The 10061-nt window shown below is 54.2% G+C and carries 10 protein-coding genes; 4 read left to right on the forward strand and 6 right to left on the reverse strand.

Annotation, left to right across the window (positions count from 1 at the left end):
- The first annotated feature begins 152 nt into the window (after positions 1-152).
- Together DL239_RS08765 and DL239_RS08770 are read left to right on the forward strand one after the other, a co-directional pair.
- Positions 153-932: an MlaA family lipoprotein gene (locus tag DL239_RS08765; protein ID WP_167683637.1), complete on the forward strand. Its 780-nt coding sequence runs from the start codon at positions 153-155 to the stop codon at positions 930-932.
- Positions 922-1530, forward strand: coding sequence for an MlaC/ttg2D family ABC transporter substrate-binding protein (locus DL239_RS08770; protein ID WP_167683638.1), 609 nt, complete (start codon positions 922-924; stop codon positions 1528-1530). The genes DL239_RS08765 and DL239_RS08770 overlap by 11 nt, the downstream gene beginning before the upstream one ends.
- A gap of 95 nt (positions 1531-1625) precedes the next feature.
- Here the strand turns inward: DL239_RS08770 and DL239_RS08775 are convergent, their stop codons facing one another.
- Positions 1626-3902, reverse strand: coding sequence for a transglycosylase domain-containing protein (locus DL239_RS08775; RefSeq protein WP_167683652.1), 2277 nt, complete (start codon positions 3900-3902; stop codon positions 1626-1628).
- A 253-nt stretch (positions 3903-4155) separates the two neighbouring features.
- Here DL239_RS08775 and DL239_RS08780 point away from each other — a divergent pair, with 253 nt between their 5' ends.
- The gene (locus tag DL239_RS08780) at positions 4156-4494 is read left to right on the forward strand and encodes a P-II family nitrogen regulator (protein WP_167683639.1); all 339 of its coding nucleotides are present in this window, start codon (positions 4156-4158) and stop codon (positions 4492-4494) included.
- Between the two features lie 24 nt (positions 4495-4518).
- Positions 4519-5841 carry an ammonium transporter family protein gene (locus DL239_RS08785; protein ID WP_167683640.1) on the forward strand — a complete coding sequence of 441 codons (1323 nt, stop codon included), beginning with the start codon at positions 4519-4521 and terminating at the stop codon, positions 5839-5841.
- Between the two features lie 195 nt (positions 5842-6036).
- Here DL239_RS08785 and DL239_RS08790 read toward each other — a convergent pair whose 3' ends face one another.
- The 5 genes from DL239_RS08790 to DL239_RS08810 all read right to left on the reverse strand — a co-directional run bounded on the left by DL239_RS08790 (position 6037) and on the right by DL239_RS08810 (position 9740).
- Positions 6037-7221, reverse strand: a complete 1185-nt coding sequence (locus DL239_RS08790) for an amino acid aminotransferase (RefSeq protein WP_167683641.1) — start codon at positions 7219-7221, stop codon at positions 6037-6039.
- Complete coding sequence (gene sseA / locus DL239_RS08795; protein WP_167683642.1) at positions 7221-8075, reverse strand: 3-mercaptopyruvate sulfurtransferase; 855 nt, start codon at positions 8073-8075, stop codon at positions 7221-7223. The genes DL239_RS08790 and sseA overlap by 1 nt, the downstream gene beginning before the upstream one ends.
- 131 nt (positions 8076-8206) lie before the next feature.
- On the reverse strand, positions 8207-8677 hold the full coding sequence (locus DL239_RS08800; RefSeq protein ID WP_167683643.1) for a GNAT family N-acetyltransferase: 471 nt from the start codon (positions 8675-8677) through the stop codon (positions 8207-8209).
- A gap of 38 nt (positions 8678-8715) precedes the next feature.
- Entirely contained in the window at positions 8716-9195 is a 480-nt protein-coding gene (gene smpB, locus DL239_RS08805) for an SsrA-binding protein SmpB (RefSeq protein ID WP_167683644.1), read from the reverse strand.
- Positions 9196-9257: 62 nt separating this feature from the next.
- Positions 9258-9740, reverse strand: coding sequence for a PACE efflux transporter (locus DL239_RS08810; protein WP_167683645.1), 483 nt, complete (start codon positions 9738-9740; stop codon positions 9258-9260).
- Between the last annotated feature and the right edge of the window lie 321 nt (positions 9741-10061).

The raw sequence follows: 10061 nt of genomic DNA on the forward strand, positions 1-10061 counted from the left end.
CCCCTGTTAACCCTTATGGGTTAACTTGTAATATGTTCCAAATCTGTCACAACCAAACAAACAATTCATGAGGCCTATGGGAACTTGGCCGATTATCCTTAAATCGAAGCCGGGCCTTAGGCCATCGGCTAAAGAAACGGACACCACAACTGATGACTTTGACCCTGCGACAGATCTCTTTTTTTGTTGCCCTGACACTAGCGAGCTTGACTGCTGGTTGCGCGCGCCAGAGCCTCGAGTCGCGGGCCGCAGGTGAGGTTTTCGATCCCCATGAAGGAGTAAATCGTTCCATTCACAGCTTTAACCTTGGCGTCGATAGGGCTCTCTTTCGACCCGCCTCCAATGGTTATGTAGCTGTAGTGCCGCCGGAAATTGTTACCTCTTTTGGCCTGTTTTCAGAGAACCTGTCGATGCCTGGACAGGCTGTAAATGGGTTGCTTCAAGGTGATCTACCCAAAACAGGTCTTGCGATCTCCAGACTGCTGATCAACACCGTCCTCGGTTTAGGGGGCCTGTTTGACCCAGCTTCCGACTTCAACATCCCCCGTGTCGATACAGACTTTGGCGAAACTCTACATGTTTGGGGCTTTGGCGAAGGTGCTTATGTTGAACTTCCGTTCTACGGCCCATCAACCACTCGCGACGCTGTAGGTGTTGTTGCTGACTTTTTCACCAATCCAATTACCTTTGCCCGGCAAAACCCTGCCGATAACATCGGTGTATATGCTGAAATCGTGCGACGTATGGGCGATCGTGGCAATTATTCTGCTACAATCGACTCAATCCTGTACGAAAGCGCTGACAGTTATGCCCAAGCTCGGCTGATCTACCTACAAAACCGCCGTTTTGAATTGGGCGGGGATCAGGACAGTTTTGAAGGGGTCTTTGGCGACCCCTACTCCGACCCATATGAGGATATCTATGCCGAATAACCTATTTGACCGTCGCACTTTCCTGGCCTCTGCCACCTTAGGTCTAGCTCTGGCCGCACTTCCCTTTCCTGTGCTGGCCCTAAGTGAAAATGGCGCCCGTAACTTGGTCGGCAGCGTAGTTGGCGACATCAACAAGGTGATCGCATCGGGGAAGCCTGAGTCTGCGATGATTCGGGACTTCGAGAAGATCTTTACCCGCTACGCCGATGTACCGATCATGGCTCAGTACGCACTTGGCGTTGACGGGCGACGCGCGTCAAAATCACAGATGCGCGCGTTCACTAAGGCGTTTCAGGGGTATATCTCACGCAAGTACGGAAAACGGTTCCGGGAATTTATCGGCGGCGACATCAAGGTGAAGTCGACCCGCAAAATTCGGGCCGGGTATGAGGTGAAATCAATTGCCACCCTGCAGGGTCAGGCGCCGTTTGAAGTGACCTTCTTGGTGTCCGACAAGTCCGGCAAGGACAAGTTCTTCAACATGTTCATCGAAGGGGTGAACCTGCTGCTGACCGAGCGCACAGAGATCGGTGCCATGCTGGATCACCGCAAGGGCAACATCGACAAGCTGATCGCGGATCTGAAAAAGTTAAGCTAAACCGCTACACACGGCATCTTAACCCAGTCAATCTTGGTACTGCGCCGAACCCTTTTGGCGCAGTACCCGCGGGGAGCACTACGCAGACTGGCAATTCAATTACCAAACAGCTCCTTCAAGAACCCATCGACCGCCTGGCCAATATCTTGGCCCACATTGTTCCCACTGTTGCGTCGTCTACGATCTGTGTTCGGTTGTGGTACTGCAATGGGTGTTGGGGCCTGCATTGGCAGGGCAACTGGAGCCAATCCATAGTGTACCCGTATCATGGTTTCTCGCCAGATCTCGGCTGGCAGGCCGCCTCCGGTCACACCAGACAGTGGCGTGTTGTCATCGTAGCCCATCCATACTCCGGCAACATATTCAGCCGTAAAGCCAACGAACCATGCGTCGCGGGCGGCTTGTGTGGTGCCGGTCTTGCCCGCAACCTGCCAGCCCTGCAATTGCGCCCGAGCCCCTGTTCCCTCGGACACCACCTTTTCCATCATCCAGGTCAGTTGCTGTGCAGCGCTGGCCTGGATCACCCGTTCCCCCATGCCACCACTGATACCAATCATGGGCTCATCATCGCCCATCAATTGAAGTTCGACCAAGCCGTAAGGCGTAACAGATGATCCGCCGTTCAGGATACCAGCATAAGCGCCTGTCATTTCAATCAGAGTGCTTTCTGATGCACCGAGCGCTAGGGCTGGTCCATCAGCCAGTTCACTGGTCAGGCCGAACTCACCAGCAACGCGGCGGACCAGATCGCGGCCCACGGCCTCGGATATCTTCACGGCTGGAATGTTCAGGGAATCCCGCAGCGCCCGCGCCAGTGTAACCTCGCCATAAAACTTATGGGTATAGTTCTTGGGGCACCATTGCCCTGAACCCGCGATATCCAGGCAGTATTCTGCATCCAACACTGTATCCAGTGGCGAATAGCCCAGCTCTAGCGCGGTTGCATAGACAAAGGGTTTGAACGCTGAGCCGGTCTGCCGTCGCGCCTGACTGGCGCGATTGAACACACCAGAAACCCGGGTCTCGCGACCGCCAACCATAGCCCGAACCGCTCCATCTGCACTCATTACTACAATCGCGGCCTGCGCTTTGGAGCCCTTGCGAACTTTGTTCTCAAAGATATAGGCCATCGCCTCTTCGGCGGCGGTTTGCAGGCGCTGGTCCAGCGTGGTGCGGATAATCACATCTTCGGTCGTTTGATCGCCAAAGAAGCTGGGTATTTTGTCCATCACCCAATCGGCAAAGTACCCTCCTGCACGGGCTGCGGCAGCCTCGCTTAGCTGGGCCGGATTATCCCGCGCATCCTGTGCCTGTGCGGCCGTCAGATACCCCTGATCCTTCATCAGCCCTACAATCACCTGAGCCCGATCTTGCGAGCGTTGTAGGTTGTTCGTCGGTGCATACCGTGTCGGCGCCTTTAGCAAACCTGCCAGCATCGCCGCCTCGGCAGGGTTGACCTCTGCCGCAGACTTGCCGAAATATCGCTGACTGGCGGCCTCAAACCCACGTGCACCGGCACCTAGAAATGCGCGATTCATATAGATCGTCAGGATTTCGTCCTTGGAGTACTTAACCTCCATGGCCACAGCAAAAATGGCCTCGGTAATCTTGCGCCACAGCGATCCCTGCCGACAGTCCGCCTCATAGGCTTTTTCACTGCCCCAGACATCAGCATCGTAAACCACGCCCAAACACAGAAGTTTCGCCGTTTGCTGGGTGATGGTCGAACCGCCATGACCAGACAAAGGCCCGCGACCTTCACGCAAGTTGATCCGCACCGCACTGGCCACGCCACGTGGAGAGATGCCAAAGTGGCCAAAGAACCGCTTGTCCTCGGTCGCTACGATCGCGTTCTTCAAATGTGGCGATACTGTCTGTGTGGTCACAACGCCACCGAACTGATCTCCACGCCACGCGAAAACCTCGCTGTTGCGGTCCAGCATGGTAACTGACCCACGTGCGCGGCCATCAAGAAGTGTCTCAAGCTCGGGCAACCGCAGATACTGATAGCCAACCGCCAGTCCAACCAGCAATCCAACAACCATACCGACCCGCCAGGTTACCAACCAGAACAGACCAAAAATCCACCTAATGAGCCCAAAGAAGGCAGCGTGGAAGTGTCCAAAGAATCCTTTTGGTTTGCGTTTCACGGATTTTCGCGGTGCAGTTTTCCGGGCCGCTGGTTTAGCCGTGCTTGTCTTGCGTCTAGTCGGCTGGGGCTTCTGTTTCTTCCCGCCGCCAAACAGGAAACCAAACAGGCCTTTACCCTTCGGCTTTTTCTTGCGCGCAGGCTTTCGGGCGGGGGCCTTGCGACCACCAGCCGAATAACGCTTGTCTGCTACCAAAGGCTTGCGCCCTGATCCTTGTGCCATGCCAAAATCCTGCCCGGTTCGCCCGTTTTTCACTATATAACCCCTCGCTCTTGTTTTGTTGAGGGGGAGTTTTCTCGGCCTCACGCCTTCCCGAAGAGTCCAAAAAACAGGCAGAGCTCAATAAATGAGCATTTTTATTGCGCCTTTTGGCCAAATTTAGCGAAACGCCGGTGCCCAAACATTCCCAAGTCACGTCTCACCTTCATGTTTGTGAAGCAGAGACCAAGCACGACTCCTGAGAAAGGATGCTGAGATGAAGATGATCATTGCTGCAATTAAGCCATTCAAGCTGGAAGAGGTCCGCGAAGCGCTGACTGAAATCGGCGTTGCGGGCCTGATGGTAACAGAAATCAAAGGGTTTGGCGCACAGGCCGGCCATACCGAAATTTACCGTGGCGCGGAATACGAAGTAAATTTTGTGCCCAAGATGAAACTGGAAATCGTCGTAGCGGCTGACCAGGCCGACCAGGTGGTTGAAACCATCACCAACACAGCCCGCACCGGCAAGATTGGTGACGGCAAGATTTTTGTACTGGATGTGGCTCAGGCGGTGCGGGTGCGCACTGGTGAGACAGATCTGGAAGCACTTTGAGCAACGGCCAAGAAGGAACATAGAATGAATATCCTGAAACTCCCCCTCGCCGTTGCTGCGCTCATCGCGCTGCCAGCGATTGGTTTTGCGCAAGACGCTGATGTCACCCCACCGAACAGCGAAATCGGCTATATCCTTACAACCTTTATGTTCCTGTTCGCGGGAGTTCTGGTGTTCTGGATGGCTGCAGGCTTTACCATGCTTGAGGTTGGCCTGGTGCGCGGCAAGAACGTGACCATGCAGCTGACCAAAAACATGGGTCTGTTTTCGCTGGCCGGGATTGCCTACTATGCCGTTGGTTACAACCTGATGTATCCGGGCGATGGTTGGTCGATTGACGGTATCCTAGGTGCCTTCTCCCTGACTTCGTTGGAACCCGTTGGCCTAGCCGACACCGAAACTGACCTGACCTATGCGTCGGTTGGTTCTGATTATTTCTTCCAGCTAATGTTCTGTGCCGCAACCGCGTCGATCGTGTCCGGCACTATGGCTGAGCGCATCAAGCTGTGGCCGTTCCTGATCTTCGTGATCATCTTGACCGCATTCATCTACCCGATCCAGGCATCCTGGAAATGGGGCGGTGGCTTCCTGGACGGAATGGGCTTCCAGGATTTTGCTGGCTCAACAGTTGTACACTCGGTTGGTGGCTGGGCTGCTCTGGTTGGCGCGCTGATCCTGGGTCCACGTATCGGCAAGTACAAAGGCGGCCGCACCATTCCGATGCCAGGCTCTAACCTGCCACTTGCCACTTTAGGTACGTTCATCCTGTGGATGGGGTGGTTCGGCTTTAACGGTGGTTCGCAACTGTACATGGACACTGCAGCCAACGTTGCTGACATCAGCCGCATCTTCGCCAACACCAATGCTGCTGCTGCCGGTGGCGCCGTAGCCGCAATGATGCTGACACAGTTCCTGTACAAAAAACCTGATCTGACAATGATCCTGAACGGTGCCCTTGCTGGCCTGGTGTCGATCACTGCCGAACCGTTGGCGCCTTCGCTGGGCCTTGCCACCCTGATTGGTGCTGCTGGTGGTGTAATCGTGGTTTTGGTTGTTCCGGTTCTCGACAAGTTCAAGATCGACGATGTTGTTGGCGCCATCCCGGTTCACCTTGGCGCTGGTATCTTCGGTACTCTGGCTGTGCCACTCAGCAACGCTGATGCATCGTTCTTTGTTCAGCTGAAGTCTGTTGTGATTGTTGGTATCTTTGTGTCGGTTGTTTCGACCATCGTTTGGCTAGCACTGAAAGCCACCGTCGGCATTCGGGTCACGGAAGAAGACGAAATCAACGGATTGGACATGGCCGAACTGGGCATGGAAGCCTACCCAGAGTTTTCCAAGCTCTAAATCTACCCCCACATTGAAACAATTGGCGCGGCCCTTATGGGGGCCGCGTTTTGCGTTTTGGGGCAAGTGTTGGAATTTGAGTATTTCCAGCAAAAAGAAGCTGTGGATGTGCAAACCGAGATGAAGCATCAGATCTGCATAAAAAAGCGCGCCACCAAAAAGGGGCGCGCCGTTTTGTTTACTTAGGTGCGTTTCTTAGACGCCAGCGTCGATAATCGCTTTGGCCAGAATAGGCACAGTATCCGCATTCAATCCGGCGATATTCATCCGGCTGTCGCCAACCATGTAAATACCATCATCTGCGCGCATTTTTTCAACCAGATCAGGCGAGGTTCCCAAGAGCGAGAACATACCGCGGTGCTGGGCAAGAAAACCAAACCGGTCAGACCCGGACAGGCGCTGCAGTTCGTCCGCCAATTGCTGGCGCAGGCCCAGCATACCCAGCCGGGTTTCCTCCAGCTCGGCAGCCCAATCGGCGCGCAGGGCGTCGTCGTTCAGGATCATTGTTACCAGTCGCGCACCGTGATCAGGTGGGAACGAATAGTTCTGACGGTTCAGGAAGGCCAGGGTACCTTGGTTCAGTTTCTGAGCGGCGGTATCGTTAGACACCATCATCAGAAGGCCAGTCCGTTCGCGATAGATACCAAAGTTCTTGGAGCAACTCGCCGCGATCAGGCACTCAGGTGTGCCTGAGGCCACCAGCCGGACACCGGTTGCGTCTTCCTCCAAACCGTCACCAAAGCCCTGATAGGCGATGTCGATCATTGGAACCAAGCCGCGCTCGTTCATCAGCGCGATGACTTCTTTCCACTGCACGTCGTTCAGATTGGCGCCAGTTGGGTTGTGGCAGCAGCCGTGCAACAGGATCACGTCCCCTTTGACCGCTGTTTTCAGGTCTTCGATCATGCCGTCAAAGTTCACACCACGGGTTTCGCGGTCGAAGTACCGGTACGTTACGGTTTCGATGCCAACATAGTTGAGGATCGAAATGTGGTTTGGCCAAGTTGGGTCAGACACAAATACACGCGCCGATGGGTTGGCCATTTTGATCAGTTCAAACGCCTGACGCACTGCTCCTGTGCCGCCGGGAGTGGCAGCAGCAGCGATATTGCCACGCTCAACCGTATCTGCGAGGATCAGTTTGATCATTGCATCGGAATAAGCCGGATCGCCAATTAGACCGACATAAGACTTGCTGGTCTGCTCTTCCCACAGCTTATGCTCGGCGGCCTTGATCGCCCGCATCACCGGCGTCACGCCCTGAGCATTTTTGTAGACCCCAACGCCAAGGTCAATTTTGCTCTCGCGCGGGTCTTCGCGGAACTTCTGCATCAGCGCCAAAATTTTGTCGGCGGGCTGTGATTTGAGGGTTTCGAACATCAGTTCTCTCCGGTTGCAACGGGTAAGGTTGGGAAGGCGCCCCATTCGGTCCATGAGCCATCATACAGTGCATGGTCTGATTTCCCGATACGTTCCAGCGCGAGACTGAGAACCGCAGCGGTAACACCCGAACCACACGAGGTGATCGCAGGCTTTTTCAGGTCCACTCCGGCGGCTTCAAAGATGCTGCGCAACTTGTCGGCCGACTTCATAGTGCCATCTGCGTTCAGAAGCGTTGAAAACGGAACGTTCTTGGCACCTGGAATGTGACCTGCGCGCAAACCCTGGCGCGGTTCGGGAACGTCTCCACGGAACCGTTCGGCAGCACGGGCATCGATAATCTCATGATCGCCCAGTTTAGAGGCCGCTGAAACCTGTGTCACATCCCGTACCATGTGGTTCTGAACCCGCACGGTCATGTGTCGGTCACGGATCACCGGTGGCATATCTTCAATCTCGCGGCCCTCGGCCTTCCATTTAGGAAACCCACCATCCAGCACTGCGATGTTTGATTGCCCCATCAAACGGAACAACCACCACACGCGTGCAGCTGAGAAAAGGCCAAGACCGTCATAGACCACCACTTGGTGGCCATCACCAACACCCATGGCGCGCAGACGCGACATGAATTTCTCAACCGGTGGCACCATGTGCGGCAGTTCTGACCGGTGGTCCGAAATATCATCAATGTCAAAATAACGGGCACCTGGAATGTGACCCGCGTCATATTCGGCACGGGCATCGCGTTCCATCGCGGGCATCATCCACGAGGCGTCCAGCAGGCGCAAATCAGGATCTTTCAGATGAGCCGCCAGCCAATCAGTGGAAACAAGTGTCTTTGGATCGTCCTGCATGAATTTCTCCCTAGGCGCGTTGTCCAAGGCCTACTATCGGCTGCAAGGAGTCGCAAGGAAAAGACTGGAAAAATTGGGGGCTTGGTGCTTGGTGCTTGGTTCAACCTGAAATTTCGGTGAATTTATTCACTTCACTCTGCGGAAATAGATTTTCTCATGTTGACACCAGTCACATGAAACCCTGCTGCTAGGTACAGATGATGCGCCCTGTCATTATCTGCGGCCACCCGTAGCCTGATATCGCTGTGCCCTGCACCTGCATATTCAGCTTCAAGTGCAGCCAAGGCCAACTTGGCATAGCCCTTTCCGCGGCAGGGCGGCAAAATGCAAAAATCACTGATGAAAACCGGCTCGCTACCGGCTCCCGGCTTGCACCAGAAGTAGCCAACAACCGAAGCTTCGTTGTTCACGATACAAAACAAATCCTGCCCAGGGCTATCTACGCCTTGCCCCAGATCGGCCTCGACCTCTTGCACAGCCCGCTCATGTGCAACTTCTAGCTCCACATCGTAATTGGAAGAAATTTCTGCCGCATAATCGGGAATGAAATAGGCAAGGTAGTCCTGAAACTCACTGTCCTGCATCCTGCGAAGTCGTATCATTTCTACTCCTGCGCAAACCAAATAAGGACGCGTTTCTCTTAGCTGTGATCTTTCATCAGTCGCGATTTCTGACGCGACCAGTCACGTTTGGCTTCAGATGCACGTTTGTCGTGGTTCTGCTTACCTTTGGCGACGCCGATCTTAATCTTCGCCAGCCCCTTGTGATTAAAGTACATCACCAGCGGCACCAGGGTCATTCCCTTGCGCTGGGTGGCATTCCACAGGTTTGATATCTGCTTGCGCGACACCAGCAGTTTGCGACGGCGCCGTTCAAGGTGCTTAAAGGTCTTGGCCCGCTCGTATGGCGCGATGTAGGAATTTACCAACCACAACTCACCATCCTCAACTGCGGCATAGCTCTCAGCGATGTTCGTGCCACCGATCCGGGCACTCTTGACCTCAGACCCTTCTAGGATAATGCCACACTCTAGATCGTCATCAATCGCGTAGTCATACCGCGCGCGGCGATTTTCGGCGATAACCTTGTAGTTCGGATCTGAATTCTTTTTCTGTGCCATAGGAAGCAGATGTAAGCCCGCCGAAGCGTGGGCGCAAGATGGCGCACAGCCGCTTTATACGGTTAAACCCCAGTAATTTGCTGATTTTGGAGCTTACCCTCTTGCACCCGCGTCTGAACAGGACACGACACCGGGCGCAGCTTGTCATAGGCTATATGGAATACATAAGCGTACCCAGTGTAAAACAGGGTCAGCCCCAAGTTAAATGACAGTGCCTGCAGCAAGCTGTGACCTGCAACATACATCATCAAAGGACAGGTAATCATCACTGCTGTAGCCTCATGCGAAAACGCATGAAAGACACGCACCCTGTGGGGCCTATCGCTGGCAACCCGATTGGTGGTTTTAAACTCACATACATCAAAAATGTAATTGTGCAGCGGAGACCAGACAAGGATGACAATGGATAGCATCGCAATCAGTGCAACGCCGTCAACAACACGGGTTCCCGCCAACGCCGCATACAGCGGTGAAACCATCACAATGCCAGTAACTTCGAAGGATAAGGTCTGCATCACCCGTTCACGTAGGTTTCTAAGTGTCATTGGATCACATAGATCTGACATGGGTTTCTAACCGCGAACTGACCTTTTGTGTTCACCATAGCCTTCAGCCTCCCCCCCATACCGCTAAGGTGGACTTCGCCCACCCAGAGGTCCGTCCTAAGGGGCCGCGGTTTTGCACACAGTTCACATTTGGGAATGGACTGGGTTATTCTTTGGGTTGAGTACCCAAAAAGGACCCCAAGCTTTAGATTTTGTTCTAAAGTGGCTTTGTTGCACAAATCGGTTAATGGGATTCACTGTATGAATCCAGCGTGATAGTTGGGGTTCATGAGCAGGTGGACACCGACGACTTACAAGACC

It is taken from the genome of Parasedimentitalea denitrificans, assembly GCF_011813015.1.
Classification (GTDB): Bacteria; Pseudomonadota; Alphaproteobacteria; order Rhodobacterales; family Rhodobacteraceae; genus Parasedimentitalea; species Parasedimentitalea denitrificans.

Excerpts from the sequence above, each read along its gene's own strand:
- DL239_RS08800 (WP_167683643.1), bottom strand. The coding sequence starts at position 8,677 with ATGATACGACTTCGCAGGATGCAGGACAGTGAGTTTCAGGACTACCTT.
- smpB (WP_167683644.1), bottom strand. The coding sequence starts at position 9,195 with ATGGCACAGAAAAAGAATTCAGATCCGAACTACAAGGTTATCGCCGAA.
- DL239_RS08785 (WP_167683640.1), top strand. The coding sequence starts at position 4,519 with ATGAATATCCTGAAACTCCCCCTCGCCGTTGCTGCGCTCATCGCGCTG.
- sseA (WP_167683642.1), bottom strand. The coding sequence starts at position 8,075 with ATGCAGGACGATCCAAAGACACTTGTTTCCACTGATTGGCTGGCGGCT.
- DL239_RS08770 (WP_167683638.1), top strand. The coding sequence starts at position 922 with ATGCCGAATAACCTATTTGACCGTCGCACTTTCCTGGCCTCTGCCACC.
- DL239_RS08810 (WP_167683645.1), bottom strand. The coding sequence starts at position 9,740 with ATGACACTTAGAAACCTACGTGAACGGGTGATGCAGACCTTATCCTTC.
- DL239_RS08775 (WP_167683652.1), bottom strand. The coding sequence starts at position 3,902 with ATGGCACAAGGATCAGGGCGCAAGCCTTTGGTAGCAGACAAGCGTTAT.
- DL239_RS08765 (WP_167683637.1), top strand. The coding sequence starts at position 153 with ATGACTTTGACCCTGCGACAGATCTCTTTTTTTGTTGCCCTGACACTA.
- DL239_RS08780 (WP_167683639.1), top strand. The coding sequence starts at position 4,156 with ATGAAGATGATCATTGCTGCAATTAAGCCATTCAAGCTGGAAGAGGTC.
- DL239_RS08790 (WP_167683641.1), bottom strand. The coding sequence starts at position 7,221 with ATGTTCGAAACCCTCAAATCACAGCCCGCCGACAAAATTTTGGCGCTG.